Here is a 16,954-nt window from a genome sequence, read left to right as displayed (position 1 = left end):
GTGACCCGGGGCCAGAGACCTACGCGGGTTTGGTGCAGCGGAAGCCGACGAAGTCGAGCGAGTCGCGCGGGACCGAGTAGCCGAGATAGAACACGCCGGCGCGGTCGCCGCCGTCCCAGTAGCCGCCACGGATGAGCGCACGGCCAGACCAGTCGCAATCGCCATCAGTGCGGTAGCCCATGCCCTTTTCTTTCGATGCGTACGGCGCGGTGGTCAGCGAGATTGAATCTGACTTCATGCGGCCTGCGACCAGGCCGCGCTCGTCGCCCTGCACGTCGTCATGCGTCCAGGTGTAGATGTTCCCGGCTACACCGTAGACACGCTCCCCGCCCGGCAGCACATGCCAGTTGCGCTCGTCGTCGTTGGCCTTGTGGTCGGCGGCCTGGGCGCTGCTCACGGTGCCACGGCGCAGGCCCTGATACACGGTGCCTTCGCCGACATTGCCGCTGGTCCAGTTTTCCGGCTGCAGGCAGATCAGGTGGCGGACGGCCAGCTCTTGCGTTTCGCGGGCGACCTGCATACCGGCTTCTACGGCGGCGGTGCCGGCCTGTTCGAAATTCACGTTGACCCATGGCTTTGAGCTGATGTCGTGGACCAGCTTGCCGACGGCATCTTTGCTGGCTGGGTAGCGGGCGTACCAGAACGCTTCCACCACCAAGCCGCCCGGCAGCGTCGTTTTCGGGATCAGCACGAAATGCTCGTTGGACAGCAGACCCAGCGTCGACAGCAGCGCCGGCGTGCCGGTGACCACGCGTTGCTCGGCGTCCAGAACGATCAGATGCGCGCCGGCGGCGTTCGCGTACATGGTGAAGCCGCGCCATGCGTCGGCGACAGCCAGGCCAGCGACGGTGCGGCCGCCCAGCTGCGCGCTGAACGTGCGCTCTTCGGTGATGGTCAGTGCTGCGGATGCTTTGGGCATTTGAGGCTCCGGGTTCGGTTGTGGGGTGCTGTGGTACTGGAAAGGCCCGCTCGAGGCGGGCAGTGGGCGGATATCGGCGGCGATCAATTGATTACCGGCAGGCGCGACGACTTCCAGATTTCGTAACCGATGAAGACGAATCCGATGAAGTACATGATGGTGATGGCGTAGTACATAGCTGCCTCCAGATCAGCCGAGCGAAGCCGGAATGGCCACGGTCGAGAAATCGAACAGCGGAACAACGTCACCAGCTGCTGCTGCAGTGGCGGACAGGGCTCTGATTTCAGCTGCGGACATTTCGTTCTCCTCGACTTTGGTTTAGCGTGGCCGCCGCTCTGCGGTGGCCTATGACCTGGCACCGGGGGCCAGAGACCTATGCGGGTTTGGTGCAGCGGAAGCCGACGTCGCCGTACGAGTCGCGCGGGTGCGCGTAGCCGAGAAGGAACACGCCGGCGACGCCGCCGTCGAGCCAGTAGCCGCCACGGATGAGCGCATTGCCAGACCAACCGTCGCCGGCCGAAGGTCGCCAGCCCATGCCACGCTTCATCGAAGGGAAGGGCGCTGCCGCAATCGACAGCGAGTCGGCCTGAAACTCATCCTTAATCAAGCCCTTTTCGTCGCCCTGTACGTTGTCGAAGACCCAACTGTAGGCATTGCCGGCGACGTCGCAGATGCGCTCGCCGTTCGACAGGGTGAACCAGCGGTCTTCGTCTGCATCATCGGGCACGACGTCGCCTGCTTGCGCTTCGTCGAAGTCGCCATTGCGCAGGCCTTGCTTCAGGTTGCCTTCGTGGACGGCGCCGCCTGTCCAGTTTACGGCCACGCTGGCGATGTCGATGGCCAGAGCCAGGTACTGGCGTTCAGTGATCAGCGCCAGGCCGGCGCCGGCGGCGGCCGCCACGGCGTCGTGGTAGTTGATCTTGACCCATGGCGCGGTGCTGGCGGAAATCGTGGCCGCGCCGTCTTCGCCCTTGCTGGTCAGGTAGGTCGCCACCTGGAACGATGACTCGATGCTGCCGTCTGGGAAGGTGACGGCCGGTACGGTGACGAAAAGCTTTTGTTCGATCGATGCTGCGGGGTCTTGGACTACTGCGTTCATCGTGTTCTCCATCGTGGTTGGTGTGTCGATGAAGTGAACTATACGCGAACGGATAGATAAGTCAATACGCGAATGGATAGATGTGGATAATTTTTTGCGAGGGCTGTGAGACCTAGTTGCTCCCTAATTACCGGCGTAAAAAAAGCCCGCGTTTGCGGGCTGGGAATTGGGGATAGGGCTAAAGACGGTCGACTAAAATTCCGTAGTGTCCAGAATTCTTCCGGTAGTGGTGTCATAAAGCACTATCTTTGATAGGTGAATCACAATCGCATCTCCTGAGTAAATTAGCTCAGTCGGGCTATCAATTGTTGGCTTCATGTATTCGCCATAATGAACCAAGAATGGTTGCTTAATTGGGCCGACGTATAGCACCCCAATACTATCCTTCAGCGTTCTTGCGTAGATCGCCGGAACCTTGAAGCTGAAGCTTGTTGGGAGGGCTACCCTTCTTGTGATCGAATCGACATTGGCGAAGGCAACAGCACAAGCGTTGTAACTAGTCCTGCGGACAGCAACTTTTTTCCCATAGCTGTTCTCCCCGACATATTCGCTGTTGTCTGTGGATTGTGATTCGATAAGCGCTGACCTAACATATGATCCACCAACCTTAGTCGAAAGACTTCCTATGGTCAGAAAATTCACCCTTGCGTCCTCGGTATCTGCATTGTAGGTGAGCGATATCAAAGGCCTTTCAGCAGCAAAAGCAACAACACTTTGTCCGGTGATGTTGCCATAAATTATGTCGTCAGCCAAATGGGCAACTCGCCCAGCGTAGGCGGCGCTACTTTCGAACTCATCTTTCTGAGGATTGGACGGCTTCAGTTTCCGAACGATTTCCCTGCAACTATGCCCCGCGTAACCGGGCGCAAGGGCTTTATCCTCCAGGTCAAAAGGTTCTTTGGAATACTTGGCCAGAGTATCGGTGGATGGCAACTTCACTGGATTGGAAGTTGCCGGCGCACTTCGCTTCAACGCCGTCTTCGCACTGTTTGTTTGGCCGAAAGCAGGTGACGCTGCGGCAACGATAAGTGCAATAAAGGCCGGCAACAATTTAGGCATTTGGAATGTTCGCAGAACGTTAGAAGTTCCTAAATTATATAAAAATTGACAACTGGAAATCTATCGAATTGTCTCACTCTGGGTTTTGAAGCCTCTCGACCAAGGCTTTGAGCTGTGATACTTCGCCGGTGAGGTTACGCAACTGCTCTAGGATTGGGCCAGCGCGAAGGCGGTAATTGATCTCGGAGTTGACCGACCAGGCCTGCGCCGCGGCGTCGATTTCAAGTTGGGCGTAGAGTTCCAGGGGAAGCCGGATTGTGATGGGTTTCGTTTTTTGTGGCGGCTTTGATATTCTCATCGCGCGATGATTGCGCGACTCTTTCAGAAAGTGTTGTTTTTGATGTCAAATGACATCACTCTCTTTCGTCCAATGCCATCCATAATATTTAACAATTGTATGACTCAGGGAGAGGAGTCAGCTTTGCGATAGGAAGATGCCCACTGATATTTACGAGCAATAGTAATTCCCACTGTGCATTAGTGTTACATTCCGCGTATATTGAAATGACCTCAACAATCACAAGGAGCATCAAGATGTCATGCAATGATCCGAGACATTCGGATGAACAAAGGGCGCGAGCTGCGCTACAGCAGATGAATGACGAGGCCTTGGCCGCGATGGTGACCATGATGGAGGACGTGGCAAAGAAGAACCCGCGGCCGCCACGGGCCGGCTTAAAAATCGTGTCACCACTAGGCGACCAAGATACCTAAGTGTGAAATCCTTGATCCGCCCAAACCATGCAGATCAACTATTACTGAAATAAATAGTAAGCGCGTGACAATTGGTTAGTTTGCGCGCCGCAGTTTGAGCGTATTGTTGCTCTTCGAATACTTGAATTGCCGACAATGACAGATTTTGAAAGAGCCATGACGGCATACCGCGCGATGGCCGACGAATGCCAGGTCGAAGTCTTGCCGGTTCTACAGGCCGTTGCTGTTGCCTGCCCCCGGAGGGTGGTCTTGCACCTTGTCGTCGACAACAGCCGCGAGGTGCGGCTTGGGCGCACCGAGCGCGGTGCCCTCGATCATGTTCTTTCCGTTATCCGTCGTAATGCGGAATTTTCGTAAGATAGCGGCTTCCCGCTCGCTGATCGCATTAATCATCACCAGCTTTTCCAAGGTCAGGGAATAGCTCTCGGCTGTTTGCACAGGGTGCTGTTGATATGGCGCCTCGGGCTGTCTAACGCTGGATGACGTAGGCGCCCGGCTAATCTGGCCAATCCCCTCATGTAACCATTCAAACGTGACGTTGCAGGCTGCAGCCAGCTTGGCAATTGTCGCCGTCTCCGGCCCTTTTTTGCCCGGACCTTTCAGTATTCGATTGATCGTTGGCTGCGGCACGCCTGACGCGCGCGCCAAGGCGGACTGCGATGTAATTCTCGCTGCCTGCATCGCCTCGTCAAGTCTTGTCGCAATAGTCATGTCGAAATTATCCGCTCGTGTATAGGTTATTCATACTTTCTATTCGTTCGGGTATTGACTGTCTATCCATTCGCGTATAGAGTGCGTTCATGGACAAGAAAATTTCGACACTCCTCACGGAGATCAAGGACGCCACCGGCTGGAGCGAAGTGAAAATCGCTGAGGAGCTTGGCACGTCCCAGCCGACCGTCAATCGCATCCTGAATGGCCAGGACGATTGCAAGGGCAGCACGCTCCGCGCAATCACGGAGCTGCACCGCATTTCGTGCTCCGAACGGGCGAAACCATCAAACCCCAATCCTCAGCGCGCCGCCGTGACTCCGCGCAAACCTGCGAAGGAAGTCGCATGAGCAACCACGCCAACTTGAGCGCCGCACTGCTTGTCGCGTTCAACCTCGATACCGACAACGCTGATCCTGCTGCTGTCGCCGATGCCGCGGCAACCGTGCTTGTCGCGTTCGCCGACCTGGTGCGCGGCCCGGCGCCGGTGGTAAGCGAGTTGGTCGCCGCTGAGCTTGCGCCGCTGCCAGGCCATGGCGAACTGATCGCCGAAGTGCGCAATCTGATCTGCGAGATTCGCGCCGACCGCCAGGCGTTTGCCGAAGAGCGCAAGACCAACAACCGGCTGTTCCGCTCATTCGTCGGCGGCATGCCTGGAGCTGAGCACAGCGGCCTGCCGGGCTGACGGCGCTCACCGAATTTGCATCACCCGTACCACACCTACCCAAACCTCGTAGTCCGAATCACAGGAGCCATACCATGAAAACGAACGTCCGCCACAACTGCCTGGAAGTGCCGCTCAGCGATGCTGAGAAATCCCGCATCGACGCCCATTGCATCGCGTCCGGCCTCGCCCGCGCTGTCTTTGCCCGCTTCTCGATGCTGCAAGCCATTGAGTCGAATCTTACGGCCAACAAGCTGCCGATGGAATCCCTACCTTGTCGGGATGCGCCGATCGCCAGCAGGGCCTGGCTGGGCATCACCAGTGTACGCCAACACCACCGCCGCGTTGCACTGCCGGGCCGGAGTGCTTTCGGCTCTCGAACGCCGAAGCGATTGCTTTGAAGGCTTTCGGTTGCGCAGCGAAATTCCAGGCCATCAATAAGGAGAGGTGATGCAGGACCAGAAAGAGCAAGGCGCGAAAGACGCCGTGGTGCATTACGCGAAGGCGCACGTTGGCGCGCGGGATCGCCGGCGTGATGCCAGAACGACAGAAGAGAAAAGCCAGGCCCAGCGCGAGGAGTACCGCACCGGTCGCGAGCTGGACAAAGCGGTGCGGCGGCTGCCGCCATGACGGCGCCAAGGGCAGATTGGCGAAGCGACTTGACTTAATTGAATTTACCAAGGGGATGCGATGGAAATGACTGTACCGCCGGGTGGACTGCTGATGACCAGTCGCGAGATTGCGGACTTGACTGGCAAGGCTCATTTCAATGTCGCCATCGACATACGGAAAATGCTCAGCGAACTCGGGGAAGATGTCTTGACGTTTCAAGGTATCTATCTGGACTGCATGAACCGCAAGCAGACTGAATATCTGCTTGACCGCGAGCTGACGGACACGCTGCTGACCGGCTACAGCGCCGTGCTGCGTCGTAAGGTCATTGCCCGCTGGCGCGAGTTGGAGCAGAGCGTCGCCGCCCCGGTGCTGCCCGACTTCACGAACCCGGCCGCCGCCGCCCGCGCCTGGGCGGACCAGGTCGACGCGCGCCAGGCGCTGACCGCAAAGATCGCCATTGACGCGCCGAAAGTCCTCTTTGCCGAAACGATTCGCGCCATTGATGGCCTCTGCCACATCGACAGGGTCGGGAAGATGATCGGCATCGGGCGAACCAAATTATTCGCCCGTCTGCGGGAGGACAAGATTCTCATTAATGGCAGCCGCATGCCATTCCAAAAGTACATCGACAAAGGCTATTTCTCCGTGGTCGAGGGAAACCCGTACACGGACAGCAAGGGCATATCGCGCCCCACATTCACAACTATGGTGACGGGCGCCGGCCAGATATTCCTGGTACGCCGTTACGCCAAGACCGGGGATGCTGAATCGTGAATGCTCGAACAGATAGCGCGACATCGTCGCCGAACGTTGCGTGCCTGATAGCGCTGGCCAATATCGGCGAATTGGCGATGACGCATCACCGTGCCGTCAACGCCGCCAATGCGGCCAAACACCAGTACCACGAGGCCATCCGGGAATACGAGGGCGGCGACCACACCCCGGTTGGTGGGCCGGGCTGGGATGAGCTGCAGATCGAGACCGCGACAGAGTTCGCCGCCTACCGCGCCGCGCTGCGTGCCGCCTACAACATCAAGCGCCGGTTGGACAACGCCTGCCGGAAATTCACCTGACGGAGACACGATGGAAAACGAAGCGAACGCTGGTGCACCGCCATGACACCAGCAACCGAACGCGGCACCGTCGCCAAGTTGCTCGACTTCTTGCTCACAGAGAGGGAGCTTGAGAGCGATGCGGAACTCGGTCGGTTGTTGAACAAAGACGGTGCCTACATGAGCAAGCTGCGCAATGAGAAATTGGCGCTGTCAGCGAATTTGATCCTGCTAATTCACATCATTTTCGGCGTGGGCGTGCGGGAAATTATCGAGCGCGCCGGGCTGCAAGCCCGGTGGCGCAAATAGAAAAGCCGCGCCGCGGCATAACCAAGGAGCTTTACATGCAATTGAACTACAACCCGAACCACCTGCTCGACATCCTGCTCGGCAAGATGCAACTGAAGAACGATGCGGCCCTGTCGCGCCTGCTGGAGGTAGCGCCGCCGGTCATCAGCAAGATCCGCCACCACCGTTTGCCGGTCGGCGCCTCGCTGTTGATCCGCATGCACGAAGTGACCGGCATGAGCATCCGTGACCTGCGCGATTTGATGGGCGACCGCCGCACCAAGTACCGCATGTCGGATGCCCAGGGCCGTCCAAAGGCCCAACTGCGCCAAGGCGAAGCGGCGGCATGACTCAGCAGCAGCCCAAGCACGACGACGAGCCACTGCCAGTCGATCCCGGCCATGTACGTCAGCGGCAGCACTACGAGGCCATGCTGGCGCAATACCGCGAAGAACAGAAGCAGAAATAGAAAAGCCGGCGTGCAGGCCGGCTTGGCAAAACAACTACAGAGGACGCAATGATAGCACAACGAAAAATCTCGGCGGTGAACCCATGACGACCACCACCTACCAGAACACGAAGGTTGTCGAGGATGCCAAGGACTGGCGCGTCACTGACAAGAAGATCACAGCCGCGCCGGCAGCCAAGGACCAGGCCCTTACCGAGCACCGTCACAGCGAACAGAAGCTGCGCGCCGCCGTCGACGAGTTGGCGGAGAAAGTAGGGCAGCCATGAGGCTCCCACTCCGATCCCAGCATCGCGTCGAGGCGATGATCAACCTGGTTGCCGAACTCGGGCGCCGCCCAATGACCGTCCAGCAGGCCGCTGACTTCTTAGGCATGACGCACGCAGGCTCCAAGAACTACATGCGCGACTTGCGCCATGCCGACCTGGTTGCAGCGCACGAGTCCACCGCCGGCAACGTCGGCCCGCGCGCTCCGATCTACCACCTGACCACCGATATCCAGCGCATCGAGACTTTCATCGCCGACCTGAAGGCGCAGAAACCCATACCGCGCAATCGGACGCGCTACGGCACTCTGCTGGAGCGGGCAGAGAAAGACCCCTCGCGACATCTGCATGTCATGCAGGACGATACCCACTACCAGCCGCCCATGCACCGCTTCAAGCCGTTCCGCGATGGTTTGGTCGCTGCGTTGTTCGGCCCGGCAGCGGGAGCGCACGCATGAGGCGCGATGACTTCACCATGTCGCTGGACCTTGGCCACGAACTCATCATCGACAACTTCGCCGGTGGCGGGGGGACCAGCACAGGACTGGAGGAGGCTTTCGGCCGACCGGTGGATATCGCGATCAACCACGACCCCGAAGCGCTGGCGCTGCACGCCGTGAACCACCCGCACACGAGGCACCTTTGCGAGAGCGTTTGGGACGTCGATCCGATCAAGGTGACGAACAACCAGCCGGTCGGCCTGGTCTGGCTGTCGCCGGACTGCAAACACTTCAGCAAGGCCAAGGGCGGCACGCCGGTGGCGAAGAACATTCGCGGCCTGGCCTGGGTGACGCTGCGCTGGGCGGCGAAGTGTAAGCCGCGCGTGATCATGTTGGAAAACGTCGAGGAATTCAAGACCTGGGGGCCGCTGCTGGTGGACGCCGAGGGCAACTTCCGCCCCGACCCCGCAAAGAAGGGCAAGACCTTCGAGAGCTTCCTGCGTCAGCTGCGCGGCCACGGCTACAAGGTCGACCACAAGGAGCTTCGCGCCAGCGACTACGACACTCCCACGATCCGCAAGCGCTTCTTCCTCGTGGCGCGCCGCGACGGTCTGCCGATCCGCTGGCCGGCTCCCACCAACGGTGCGCCGACGTCGGCCGGTGTGCTGGCTGGGAACCTGGCTCCATGGCGCACAGCCGCCGAGTGCATCGATTGGTCGATCCGTTGCCCGAGCATCTTTGAGCGCAAGCGCCCGCTGGCCGAGGCGACCATGCGCCGCATCGCCAAGGGCATCATGCGCTATGTGGTGGACTCGGCCGCGCCGTTCATCGTGGGGCAGGGCGGTCCAATCTACTCCGGCAAGCCGGTTTCGTCGGCCCAGCCGTTTGGCACCCTGACCACTGAGAACCATCGTGCCGTCGTCGTGCCAAGCATCGTGCCAGTAACGCACCAGGGCGGGGATCGCAGCGAATCGGTGAATGAGCCGTTTCGCACCATCACCAGCGCGCAGCGCGGCGAGAAGGCGCTAGCGACGGCCACTCTGGTCCCGGTAATCTCATGCAACTGTGGTGAGACATTCCAAGGGGCGCTCGACATGCCATGCCCGAAATGCGGAGAAATCACCTCCGGGCACGTGAGCTATGTAGAGCGTGAGAAGGCGCTGGCCGTGGCGACGATGGTGCAGACCGGGTACGGTGAGCGCGATGGCCAAGCGCCGCGCGCGCTCGACATCGAGAAGCCGCTGGGCACGGTGGTTGCTGGCGCCAGCAAGGCGGCGCTGGTGACCGCGTTCCTGAACGAACACGCCAACGGCAGCAATCAGCGCGTGATGCCTGCGAACGAGCCGCTGCGCACCATCTGCGCCCAGGTGAAGGGCGGCCACTTCAGCGCCGTCTCCGCGACGCTGGTTGGCGTCGGCGGGCGTGCCGGGGAAAGCCGTCCGCGCGGCGCCGATGAGCCGGCGGCTACTATCACGGCTAAGGGCGATACCGCCCTGGTCACGGCCCATATCACGAAGTTCCGCACCGGCGCCACGGGCAGCGACATGAACTTGCCGGTGCCGACGATCACCGCAGGGCCGAAGGAGAACCCGGCCGGCGCGCCGCACGCGCTGGGTATCGTCACCGCGAACCTGGTCCATATGGGACACGGAGAGGGCACAGCCGGCGGCAAGCGCTTCAGCCACGGCATCCGCGATGTCGAGCAGCCGCTCAATACGGTCACGGCCAGCGGTGTCCCCGGCGCAATCGTGACCAGCAGCCTGGTCAAACTCCGCGGTACCAGCAGCACGGCCAGCATGGACGAGCCGCTGCACACGGTCAGCGCCGGAGGCCAGCACCACGCTGAAGTGCGCGCCTTCCTGGTGAAGTACTACGGCACCGACCAGGACCCGCGCCTCGAAGAGCCGCTGCATACGGTGACAACCAAGGACCGCTACGGTTTGGTGACCATCCAGGGCGTGGACTACGTGATCGTTGATATCGGCCTGCGCATGCTGGAGCCGGCTGAGTTGTACCGCGCCCAGGGCTTCCCGGCCGACTACGTCATCCGCGAAATCCCAGATCCGAAGCTGCTGTTCGTGGACGGTCACCAAGCCGAGGGTAATCCGTTGGACCTGCCGCGCGTGCCGCTGACCAAATCAGCGCAGGTGCGCATGTGCGGCAACAGCGTGTGCCCGCCGATGGCGCGGGCGCTGATCCACGCGAACTTCATGCACGAGCGTGAGATTGCGAGGGTAGCTTGAAAGCGCTACTGCTGCGCCGCGCCGACCAATCGGAGCGCGCCATTCACTTCCAGTTGGTCTACCCGGCAGTACTGTTTTTCGCCAGCCATCAGCGCATCTGTTCGATCGAAATGCGAAAGAGCGGCATGCGCGTAGCGTTCCTGCGTTGTCTCGCTGTTGAAGTCTGGCGGCAGCGGTGGCTCGAATTTGTATTCGATCTGGTGAGTAGCGCCGTGGCTCTGCTGCGGTTGCCACTCGATTCGAACAACGACACCTACGTCGGTGTTGTTCACCGTCGCCAGCGCTAGGCCATGGCTTGTTTTGCAGTTAAAAAACATATCGCCTCCAGTTATTAGAAAGGCAAATATACCATGCATTACACCCTGAATCAGGTCGACCGCCACCACCAGGTCAACATCAACGCATCGGCGCCGCCGGTGCTGATCCCCAAGCGCTGCGCCTGCGGCAACCGCGCCTTCGCCAAGCAGCTGGCCCAGCACGGGAAGTGCGTTGCCTGCCAACTGGCCGACCGCGTAGCCACGCTGCATGAGGGGGATATCGAGAAGCTGAAGCACGCCCTGGGTGCCACGTCGCACCGTCCGCAGTCGAAGTGGGGCTTCCGCAACTACTACTGCGCTGGGCGCGGTGGCGCGGCCGAGGAAGCGATGCGCCGCCTGGTCGCCGCCGGCTTCATGTGCGCTGGCCATGAAGGCGAGAACCAAGCCTATTTCCACGCGACGAAGGCTGGGTGCAAGCTTGCCGGCCTGAATTCTGCCGGCGTACGCCGCGCGACCGAGGACTGCTGATGGCGATGCAAAAGCAGTTGCAGGCGCTTGGCCGTCTAACGGTGGGCGTAATGAACAGGACGGAAGCCGCCTACGCCGCCACGCTGGAACTGCGTCGCGCCGCCGGTGAGGTGCTGTGGTTCAAGTTCGAGGGGCTGAAGTTCCGCCTGGCGGACAACACGTTCTACACGCCCGACTTCGCGGTGATGCTCGCCAGCGGTGCCCTGGAGGCGCACGAAGTCAAGGGCGACTGGGAAGACGACGCGCGCGCCAAGATCAAGATCGCGGCCGACATGTACCCAATTCAGTTCATCGCGGTGCAGGTGCAGTCCAAGAAGGATGGCGGCGGCTGGAAGATCGAAGAATTTTGAAGCGAAGCCCCGGCCGGCGGCAACCGGTCAAGGCCTCTATCACACAAGCATGAGGACATATATGAATACTAAGATTCTATTGGATTTCGAAAGCATTCTTCGGCGCGCCGTCGCCGAGATCAATTGGGGGGGGGCATGACTATGGGTGCCTTCTGCGTATTTGGAATTAGCCGCACCGTCTGCAAAGCTGCTGCCGCAAGGAAGGTGCCAACCCATGAGGGTAAGCGCAATCTGACGCTTGAGGAGTGGACGGGAAGGCGCGATGCGCTGGCCGAGCAGATGTATGCAGACTCTACACGCCGCGTGAAGATCAGCCCCGAGTTGGATACGCCTCACTTCTGCCGCGATTGGTTGCTCACCGACCCCGGCCATGTCCGCGATGCGGTGGTTATGGTTCGCGGACCGAAGCGAGATAAAAACGGCGAAGTAATCGTGAAGGACGGCGCGCCGGTCGAAACTTGGCTTGAGTATAGCGCGGAGTGCGCTCGACTTGGAATCGAGGTTGCATCATGCCACCCGTAGGATATAAAGCCAAGGTCACCGCTGCCATGCCAGGTACCGTACCTGAAGTTATGGCCGCTTCCGGCATGACTGAGACCACAGTCAAGCGCTGGATTCGCATCATGCGCGCCGCCGGCGAGACACACATTGGTAGCTGGAGACGATGCGAGGGGTCGGGCGGCTTCCAGCCTATTCATGTGCTTGGCCCTGGTGCTGATGCACTTTGCCGCCTTAAGCCGTTCACTGGCGCTCAGTGCAGCAAACGGTCTCGTCGCAACGCCAAGGCAGACGGCCGCGCCGATGTCGCGCAGGCGCGCCGCAGCGCGAAGTACTACGCCAAGAAGGCCGCCAGCACACCGCATAACTGGGCGGCCGCGCTGTTCATGCCCAAATGCACGGAGGCCCGCCATGGCAGGTGACTGGCTTAAATTTGAGGCGAATACACCAGAGAAGCGCGAGGTCTTCGGTATTGCTGTCGCGCTGGGGTGGCCTGACCCGGACCTGGTTGTTGGGAAGCTGCTCAAAATCTGGCGATGGTTTGATCAGCAAACTGTTGATGGTAACGCTCAGAGCGTTACCTTGGCGTTACTGGATAACGTGTGCGGCGTTAGCGGGTTCGCGAAAGCGATGTGTGACGTCGGTTGGCTGGTGCAAAACGATGGGGGTGTCAGCCTGCCGAATTTCGGCTGGCACAACGGAAAGACTGCAAAAGCGCGGTGTCAGACCGCAAAACGTGTCTCTTCACACAAAACTAACGCTAAAGGTAACGCTAAAACTAACGCTGACAGCGTTACCCCGGCGTTACCTAGAGAAGAGAAGAGAAGAGAAGATAAAGACACTAAAACCTCGTCTGGGATAAGCCCTGCCGAGGCGGCAATAGTCGTCCCGCCCGGGGCGACTGACACGACGCCCACGCACCGCTGGACGCCAGATGACGAAAAGTGCGCCCGCTGGCTCTTCAGCCGGGTCTTGGCGAATAACGCTGCAGCTCGGGCACCGAACTTCGATAATTGGTCGGACGATGTCCGCCTGCTGCGGGAACGCGATATGCGGACGCACACCCAGATCTGCGAGCTGTTCCAGTGGGCGCAGAGCGATTCGTTCTGGTGCTCGAATGTCCTGTCGCCGGCGAAGTTGCGCGACAAATGGGACCAACTGACGATGAAACGCGGCTCTCCGCCGAAAGGACAACACCATGGAAACTTTGGCAAGCAGGATTACAGTAAGGGAGTTGGCCCCGATGGACAATTCTGAAAGCCCGAAGCGGTATGTGAGTGCGGTGGCGCAGACCTGCACGCAGCACGGCGAGTATGTTTCGATGCTGATCCACGGCACATGGTCGAACTGCGTCGCCTGCGACTTGGCAGCCGAAAATGCCGCCATGGCCGGAGAACGTGAGGCATGGCGCAAGGAGCTGTCGGCCCGGGCCTGGAATGCCAAGCTGGGGCGCGCCGCTATCCCGCCGCGCTTCGCCGACAAGCACCTTGGGAACTACGACCCGCTGTGCGCGGAGGCGGAGCAGGCACTGCTGATCGCCAAGCGCTACGCTGCCAGCTTCCCAGCGGTGCGCAAGGCCGGCACCTGTTTGATCTTCGTGGGCGATGTCGGGACCGGCAAGACGCACCTCGCGGTCGGCATCGCACACCAAGTGCTGGAGCAAGGGGGGCAGGCCATTTTTGCCTCGGTGCGCAGCGCAGTAGGATCGATCAAGGAAACGTGGGAGCGCACCTCTACGAAGAAGGAGGCGCAGGCGCTGCGCGACCTGGTCGAGCCCGACCTGCTAATCCTTGACGAGGTGGGTGTGCAGTTCGGCAGCGATACCGAGAAGCTGATTCTATTCGACATCATCAACGGCCGCTACGAGGCGACCAGGCCGACTATCGTCATCAGCAACTTGGCGGTGGCGGAACTGGAAGGCTACCTTGGCGCCCGGGCGTTTGACCGGCTACGCGAGGGCGGAGGTCGACTGGTGGTTTGTAACTGGGAATCTTACCGCGCTCGGAGGGCTGCTTGATGCGCCCATCCATCCATCTTGCCGTCATTTTTTGCGCGCATAAGCGCGGCCCTGTTCAAGCGATCGGCAACCTCACATGAGCTACGCACTTTTCAAAGTCGAGGGAACTTGGCACTACCGCTTTCAGATCGATAATATCCGGCGCCAGCGCAGCACCAGGGAACGGGCGAAGGGGAAGGCCGATACAGTGGCCCTCAGGGCTTATGAGGAGGCCGTCAGAGTCGCGCAAGGAGGAAAGCCCATACCCACCTTGCGGGAGCTCGCCATCGCGTGGCTGGCGGTCCATAAACAGGTCGCAAGCCACGCTCACCTGCGCAGCGTGGACACGTTCAATAGGCTACACCTCTACGACCTGGGCGAACTTCCCGTCAACCTGATCACGACCCAGCTGGTCGAGCTGGCGCGCAACACTCACCTCGCCACGCACAAGCCGGCATCGGCGAACCACTGGTTGCGGATCCTGAAGTTGCTGGCCAACTGGGCGGTCAAGCGCGAAATCATCCCGGCGCTTCCGTGGCGCGTGAAGATGCTCAAGCTGCAAAAGCGACCTCGCTCCATCCTGCCGGTCGACGTCGCCAAGGCATGGTTCGTCGCCGTCGATGTCGCCGCCCGCGGCGAACCGTCGGCGGCGACCGCCATCCGGATGATGTTCGGCTTGGGGCTGAGGGAGGGCGAGGCGGCGGGCGCGCGCTGGGAGTGGATCGATTGGCAGCGCGCGACGTACACGCCGGGTGTGACCAAAGGCCGTGAGGCCGAGCCGGTGCCGCTGCCGGATTGGCTTGCCGAGCACCTGGCCCCGCATCGAAAGGCCGATGGCTTGATCGCGGCCAAGCGCAACGGGCGCCAGCATCCGCCAGGCTTCGCTCGGACTGTGATGCTGCAGGCGAACGCGGCATGCGCCACCAAGGGCATCACGCCGCACCGGCTGCGCGGCACCTTCGCGACGATGCTGTCGGAGGCCGGCGTGCCAATCCAAACGATCCAGAAGGTAATGCGGCACAAAAGCCCGATGACCACCATGGCCTACCTGGAGAAGGATCTCGACACCGCCGTGCACGCGCAGCACGACATCGCCGAGAAGATTGGATTTTCGTCCCGGCGAGAAAGTGGCGAACGACCGGCCGCAACCCCGCATGAATCCTCACTTCGATGATTATCATCAGTCATCGGTATTTGGGCTTTTGGCGGAATTTTCACAGAAATTAGACTTTGAATGGAATGCAATATGACCAAGAAAAACAGTACTTTCGATGAGCGCGCGCAACTGGCGCGCCACGCTGTTGCCGCCGGCGTCACTGCATGCGTCACTGGCTTGATGTCCGGCGACTTCAGCATAAACGATATGCGCCGGGCGCGAGCTGAAGCGTCGGCGCCGGCCGTCAGCAGCGGCATACCACCGGACCTGCTGTCTGCGCTGCAGTACCCACGCACGGCGTCGACCGGCGTCGGCGACGTGCTCAGCCAGGAGAAAGGTTCCGGCGCGCGCTTCAATGGTGGCAAGCCTGATTTTGCGCTGATCCCGCTGTGCACCTTGGAAGACGAGGCGCGCGTCTGGGAATACGGCCGTGCGAAGTATGCGGCGTGGAACTGGACGAAGGGCATGGCCTGGTCGATCCCATTCGCTTGCGCGATGCGCCACATAGCCGCCTGGCAGCGCGGCGAAGAGTGCGATCCCGAATCAGGGCTGCCGCACCTCGCGCACGCGATGTGTAATCTCCGCATGCTCACGCTGTACACCCAAACTTACCAGGTCGGCGACGACCGCCCAGTGAAGGAACTGCAACCATGAACCAAACCCGCCTCGGCTCGCTGATTGAGTCCCTCATCAACGTGGTGGTCGGCTTCTCGATCAACTTCACTGCCAACATGTTCATCTTCCCGCTTTTCGGCTTCCACATCACGGCCGGCGCCAACCTCGCTTTGGGGCTCGTCTACACGGTGATTAGCGTAGTGCGCTCCTACTGCATCCGCCGTTGGTTCAACGCAAAATTGCACCACATGGCGCAGGCAGCAGCATCCGCCCTCACACGGAGTGCGAGATGATTCATTATCACGGCTTGCCGATCACGCCTGCGACAGCTGCCGTGCGCGCGGTCAGCTCCGGCCATGCCTTCGTGTCGTTCCGTCACCCGGAGCAGTTGACCATCGCGCTGGAAGTAGCGCAGTCGTTCGCGCTCGATAACGGCGCGTTCTCGGCCTGGCGCAGCGGCGCGCCGGTGCTCGACTGGTCCGAGTACTACGAGTGGATCGCTGAGTTGCACCGGTACCCGAACTTCGATTTCGCGGTCATCCCTGATGTGATCGACGGCGATGAAGCGGCGAACGACGCGCTGCTGGACGAATGGCCTTGGCGCGAGTCGGCGCCACACGTAGGCGCGCCAGTATGGCACCTGCACGAATCGCTGGAGCGCCTTGATCGGCTGGTCGCAGGCTGGCCGCGCATCTGCCTCGGCAGCTCGGGCGAGTACGCCAAGATCGGTACATCGGCCTGGTGGACACGGATGGCCGAGGCCATGGATGTCATCTGCGACCGCGCCGGCCGGCCGGGCGCAAAGATTCACGGCCTTCGCATGCCTTCTGGGACCGTAAGACAGCGCCAATCCAAGGCCAGCTCTTCATGAATGCGATATGAGTGCCTCACGTAAAAATGCGACCTCATGGCGAGAAAGTGGCGAGCGACTTCGTATATCGCCTTTAGGTACGCCACTCCATGATTATTATGAATCATCGGTAATTGGTATGTGAACTGCAATTTCAGGAGATTGGAC

At 60.5% G+C, this 16,954-nt stretch carries 27 protein-coding genes; 22 read left to right on the top strand and 5 right to left on the bottom strand.

Annotated elements, in window-relative coordinates:
* Positions 1–19 precede the first annotated feature (19 nt).
* From D0T21_RS09650 to D0T21_RS09635, 4 genes are all read right to left on the bottom strand, one after another.
* A complete protein-coding gene (locus D0T21_RS09650) occupies positions 20–919 on the bottom strand; it encodes a hypothetical protein (RefSeq protein WP_116994380.1) in 900 nt (299 codons plus the stop codon).
* A 373-nt stretch (positions 920–1,292) separates the two neighbouring features.
* On the bottom strand, positions 1,293–2,018 hold the full coding sequence (locus tag D0T21_RS09645; protein ID WP_116994379.1) for a hypothetical protein: 726 nt from the start codon (positions 2,016–2,018) through the stop codon (positions 1,293–1,295).
* 192 nt (positions 2,019–2,210) lie between these two features.
* On the bottom strand, positions 2,211–3,077 hold the full coding sequence (locus D0T21_RS31650; protein ID WP_147328076.1) for a hypothetical protein: 867 nt from the start codon (positions 3,075–3,077) through the stop codon (positions 2,211–2,213).
* 924 nt (positions 3,078–4,001) lie between these two features.
* Entirely contained in the window at positions 4,002–4,502 is a 501-nt protein-coding gene (locus D0T21_RS09635; protein WP_116994377.1) for a helix-turn-helix transcriptional regulator, read from the bottom strand.
* A gap of 89 nt (positions 4,503–4,591) precedes the next feature.
* On the opposite strand from D0T21_RS09635, the gene D0T21_RS09630 reads away from it, so the two are divergent.
* The 12 genes from D0T21_RS09630 (at position 4,592) to D0T21_RS09580 (ending at position 10,536) form a co-directional block, all read left to right on the top strand.
* On the top strand, positions 4,592–4,852 hold the full coding sequence (locus tag D0T21_RS09630) for a helix-turn-helix transcriptional regulator (protein WP_116994376.1): 261 nt from the start codon (positions 4,592–4,594) through the stop codon (positions 4,850–4,852).
* Positions 4,849–5,187, top strand: a complete 339-nt coding sequence (locus tag D0T21_RS09625) for a hypothetical protein (RefSeq protein ID WP_116994375.1) — start codon at positions 4,849–4,851, stop codon at positions 5,185–5,187. Before D0T21_RS09630 ends, D0T21_RS09625 begins: the two co-directional genes overlap by 4 nt.
* A 74-nt stretch (positions 5,188–5,261) precedes the next feature.
* Entirely contained in the window at positions 5,262–5,567 is a 306-nt protein-coding gene (locus tag D0T21_RS31645) for a hypothetical protein (protein ID WP_147328075.1), read from the top strand.
* A gap of 49 nt (positions 5,568–5,616) precedes the next feature.
* A complete protein-coding gene (locus tag D0T21_RS09615; protein WP_116988729.1) occupies positions 5,617–5,796 on the top strand; it encodes a hypothetical protein in 180 nt (59 codons plus the stop codon).
* 60 nt (positions 5,797–5,856) lie between these two features.
* On the top strand, positions 5,857–6,555 hold the full coding sequence (locus D0T21_RS09610; protein ID WP_147328074.1) for a phage regulatory protein/antirepressor Ant: 699 nt from the start codon (positions 5,857–5,859) through the stop codon (positions 6,553–6,555).
* A gap of 77 nt (positions 6,556–6,632) precedes the next feature.
* Positions 6,633–6,854 (top strand): hypothetical protein, encoded by a 222-nt coding sequence (locus D0T21_RS09605; RefSeq protein WP_116994372.1) that lies wholly within the window; start codon positions 6,633–6,635, stop codon positions 6,852–6,854.
* 42 nt (positions 6,855–6,896) lie between these two features.
* The gene (locus tag D0T21_RS09600; protein WP_116994371.1) at positions 6,897–7,142 is read left to right on the top strand and encodes a hypothetical protein; all 246 of its coding nucleotides are present in this window, start codon (positions 6,897–6,899) and stop codon (positions 7,140–7,142) included.
* A gap of 35 nt (positions 7,143–7,177) precedes the next feature.
* A complete protein-coding gene (locus D0T21_RS09595) occupies positions 7,178–7,471 on the top strand; it encodes a hypothetical protein (protein ID WP_116994418.1) in 294 nt (97 codons plus the stop codon).
* Entirely contained in the window at positions 7,468–7,590 is a 123-nt protein-coding gene (locus tag D0T21_RS32720; protein ID WP_301546332.1) for a hypothetical protein, read from the top strand. Before D0T21_RS09595 ends, D0T21_RS32720 begins: the two co-directional genes overlap by 4 nt.
* Positions 7,591–7,673: 83 nt before the next feature.
* Positions 7,674–7,856 carry a hypothetical protein gene (locus tag D0T21_RS09590; RefSeq protein ID WP_116994370.1) on the top strand — a complete coding sequence of 61 codons (183 nt, stop codon included), beginning with the start codon at positions 7,674–7,676 and terminating at the stop codon, positions 7,854–7,856.
* A 104-nt stretch (positions 7,857–7,960) separates the two neighbouring features.
* Entirely contained in the window at positions 7,961–8,311 is a 351-nt protein-coding gene (locus tag D0T21_RS09585) for a hypothetical protein (RefSeq protein ID WP_147328073.1), read from the top strand.
* Positions 8,308–10,536, top strand: coding sequence for a DNA cytosine methyltransferase (locus D0T21_RS09580; RefSeq protein WP_116994368.1), 2,229 nt, complete (start codon positions 8,308–8,310; stop codon positions 10,534–10,536). Before D0T21_RS09585 ends, D0T21_RS09580 begins: the two co-directional genes overlap by 4 nt.
* 5 nt (positions 10,537–10,541) lie before the next feature.
* On the opposite strand, the gene D0T21_RS09575 is transcribed toward D0T21_RS09580, so the two are convergent.
* Positions 10,542–10,853, bottom strand: coding sequence for a hypothetical protein (locus D0T21_RS09575; RefSeq protein WP_116994367.1), 312 nt, complete (start codon positions 10,851–10,853; stop codon positions 10,542–10,544).
* Positions 10,854–10,886: 33 nt separating this feature from the next.
* On the opposite strand from D0T21_RS09575, the gene D0T21_RS09570 reads away from it, so the two are divergent.
* The 10 genes from D0T21_RS09570 to D0T21_RS09525 all read left to right on the top strand — a co-directional run bounded on the left by D0T21_RS09570 (position 10,887) and on the right by D0T21_RS09525 (position 16,807).
* On the top strand, positions 10,887–11,321 hold the full coding sequence (locus D0T21_RS09570; protein ID WP_116994366.1) for a hypothetical protein: 435 nt from the start codon (positions 10,887–10,889) through the stop codon (positions 11,319–11,321).
* A 50-nt stretch (positions 11,322–11,371) separates the two neighbouring features.
* The gene (locus tag D0T21_RS09565) at positions 11,372–11,671 is read left to right on the top strand and encodes a DUF1064 domain-containing protein (protein ID WP_229211426.1); all 300 of its coding nucleotides are present in this window, start codon (positions 11,372–11,374) and stop codon (positions 11,669–11,671) included.
* Positions 11,672–11,806: 135 nt separating this feature from the next.
* Positions 11,807–12,193, top strand: a complete 387-nt coding sequence (locus tag D0T21_RS09560; RefSeq protein WP_116994365.1) for a hypothetical protein — start codon at positions 11,807–11,809, stop codon at positions 12,191–12,193.
* Positions 12,194–12,258: 65 nt separating this feature from the next.
* The gene (locus D0T21_RS09555) at positions 12,259–12,591 is read left to right on the top strand and encodes a hypothetical protein (protein ID WP_147328072.1); all 333 of its coding nucleotides are present in this window, start codon (positions 12,259–12,261) and stop codon (positions 12,589–12,591) included.
* Positions 12,581–13,426, top strand: a complete 846-nt coding sequence (locus D0T21_RS09550; RefSeq protein ID WP_116994363.1) for a hypothetical protein — start codon at positions 12,581–12,583, stop codon at positions 13,424–13,426. Before D0T21_RS09555 ends, D0T21_RS09550 begins: the two co-directional genes overlap by 11 nt.
* The gene (locus tag D0T21_RS09545) at positions 13,413–14,186 is read left to right on the top strand and encodes an ATP-binding protein (protein ID WP_229211425.1); all 774 of its coding nucleotides are present in this window, start codon (positions 13,413–13,415) and stop codon (positions 14,184–14,186) included. Before D0T21_RS09550 ends, D0T21_RS09545 begins: the two co-directional genes overlap by 14 nt.
* 76 nt (positions 14,187–14,262) lie before the next feature.
* The gene (locus D0T21_RS09540; RefSeq protein ID WP_116994362.1) at positions 14,263–15,339 is read left to right on the top strand and encodes a site-specific integrase; all 1,077 of its coding nucleotides are present in this window, start codon (positions 14,263–14,265) and stop codon (positions 15,337–15,339) included.
* 72 nt (positions 15,340–15,411) lie between these two features.
* The gene (locus tag D0T21_RS32205) at positions 15,412–15,975 is read left to right on the top strand and encodes a dATP/dGTP diphosphohydrolase domain-containing protein (RefSeq protein ID WP_199539635.1); all 564 of its coding nucleotides are present in this window, start codon (positions 15,412–15,414) and stop codon (positions 15,973–15,975) included.
* Positions 15,972–16,229, top strand: a complete 258-nt coding sequence (locus tag D0T21_RS09530; protein ID WP_116994361.1) for a hypothetical protein — start codon at positions 15,972–15,974, stop codon at positions 16,227–16,229. The genes D0T21_RS32205 and D0T21_RS09530 overlap by 4 nt, the downstream gene beginning before the upstream one ends.
* Positions 16,226–16,807 (top strand): hypothetical protein, encoded by a 582-nt coding sequence (locus D0T21_RS09525; protein ID WP_199539634.1) that lies wholly within the window; start codon positions 16,226–16,228, stop codon positions 16,805–16,807. Before D0T21_RS09530 ends, D0T21_RS09525 begins: the two co-directional genes overlap by 4 nt.
* Positions 16,808–16,954 lie beyond the last annotated feature (147 nt).

The organism is Duganella sp. BJB476 (genome assembly GCF_003416895.1).
Taxonomy (GTDB): domain Bacteria; phylum Pseudomonadota; class Gammaproteobacteria; order Burkholderiales; family Burkholderiaceae_D; genus Rugamonas.
This window is presented reverse-complemented; position numbering and strand designations above follow the sequence as displayed.

Bases quoted from the DNA above. Each gene is read 5' to 3' on its own strand.
- D0T21_RS09650 (WP_116994380.1), bottom strand. From the start codon at position 919: ATGCCCAAAGCATCCGCAGCACTGACCATCACCGAAGAGCGCACGTTC.
- D0T21_RS09645 (WP_116994379.1), bottom strand. From the start codon at position 2,018: ATGAACGCAGTAGTCCAAGACCCCGCAGCATCGATCGAACAAAAGCTT.
- D0T21_RS31650 (WP_147328076.1), bottom strand. From the start codon at position 3,077: ATGCCTAAATTGTTGCCGGCCTTTATTGCACTTATCGTTGCCGCAGCG.
- D0T21_RS09635 (WP_116994377.1), bottom strand. From the start codon at position 4,502: ATGACTATTGCGACAAGACTTGACGAGGCGATGCAGGCAGCGAGAATT.
- D0T21_RS09630 (WP_116994376.1), top strand. From the start codon at position 4,592: ATGGACAAGAAAATTTCGACACTCCTCACGGAGATCAAGGACGCCACC.
- D0T21_RS09625 (WP_116994375.1), top strand. From the start codon at position 4,849: ATGAGCAACCACGCCAACTTGAGCGCCGCACTGCTTGTCGCGTTCAAC.
- D0T21_RS31645 (WP_147328075.1), top strand. From the start codon at position 5,262: ATGAAAACGAACGTCCGCCACAACTGCCTGGAAGTGCCGCTCAGCGAT.
- D0T21_RS09615 (WP_116988729.1), top strand. From the start codon at position 5,617: ATGCAGGACCAGAAAGAGCAAGGCGCGAAAGACGCCGTGGTGCATTAC.
- D0T21_RS09610 (WP_147328074.1), top strand. From the start codon at position 5,857: ATGGAAATGACTGTACCGCCGGGTGGACTGCTGATGACCAGTCGCGAG.
- D0T21_RS09605 (WP_116994372.1), top strand. From the start codon at position 6,633: ATGACGCATCACCGTGCCGTCAACGCCGCCAATGCGGCCAAACACCAG.
- D0T21_RS09600 (WP_116994371.1), top strand. From the start codon at position 6,897: ATGACACCAGCAACCGAACGCGGCACCGTCGCCAAGTTGCTCGACTTC.
- D0T21_RS09595 (WP_116994418.1), top strand. From the start codon at position 7,178: ATGCAATTGAACTACAACCCGAACCACCTGCTCGACATCCTGCTCGGC.
- D0T21_RS32720 (WP_301546332.1), top strand. From the start codon at position 7,468: ATGACTCAGCAGCAGCCCAAGCACGACGACGAGCCACTGCCAGTCGAT.
- D0T21_RS09590 (WP_116994370.1), top strand. From the start codon at position 7,674: ATGACGACCACCACCTACCAGAACACGAAGGTTGTCGAGGATGCCAAG.
- D0T21_RS09585 (WP_147328073.1), top strand. From the start codon at position 7,961: ATGACGCACGCAGGCTCCAAGAACTACATGCGCGACTTGCGCCATGCC.
- D0T21_RS09580 (WP_116994368.1), top strand. From the start codon at position 8,308: ATGAGGCGCGATGACTTCACCATGTCGCTGGACCTTGGCCACGAACTC.
- D0T21_RS09575 (WP_116994367.1), bottom strand. From the start codon at position 10,853: ATGTTTTTTAACTGCAAAACAAGCCATGGCCTAGCGCTGGCGACGGTG.
- D0T21_RS09570 (WP_116994366.1), top strand. From the start codon at position 10,887: ATGCATTACACCCTGAATCAGGTCGACCGCCACCACCAGGTCAACATC.
- D0T21_RS09565 (WP_229211426.1), top strand. From the start codon at position 11,372: ATGAACAGGACGGAAGCCGCCTACGCCGCCACGCTGGAACTGCGTCGC.
- D0T21_RS09560 (WP_116994365.1), top strand. From the start codon at position 11,807: ATGACTATGGGTGCCTTCTGCGTATTTGGAATTAGCCGCACCGTCTGC.
- D0T21_RS09555 (WP_147328072.1), top strand. From the start codon at position 12,259: ATGACTGAGACCACAGTCAAGCGCTGGATTCGCATCATGCGCGCCGCC.
- D0T21_RS09550 (WP_116994363.1), top strand. From the start codon at position 12,581: ATGGCAGGTGACTGGCTTAAATTTGAGGCGAATACACCAGAGAAGCGC.
- D0T21_RS09545 (WP_229211425.1), top strand. From the start codon at position 13,413: ATGGACAATTCTGAAAGCCCGAAGCGGTATGTGAGTGCGGTGGCGCAG.
- D0T21_RS09540 (WP_116994362.1), top strand. From the start codon at position 14,263: ATGAGCTACGCACTTTTCAAAGTCGAGGGAACTTGGCACTACCGCTTT.
- D0T21_RS32205 (WP_199539635.1), top strand. From the start codon at position 15,412: ATGACCAAGAAAAACAGTACTTTCGATGAGCGCGCGCAACTGGCGCGC.
- D0T21_RS09530 (WP_116994361.1), top strand. From the start codon at position 15,972: ATGAACCAAACCCGCCTCGGCTCGCTGATTGAGTCCCTCATCAACGTG.
- D0T21_RS09525 (WP_199539634.1), top strand. From the start codon at position 16,226: ATGATTCATTATCACGGCTTGCCGATCACGCCTGCGACAGCTGCCGTG.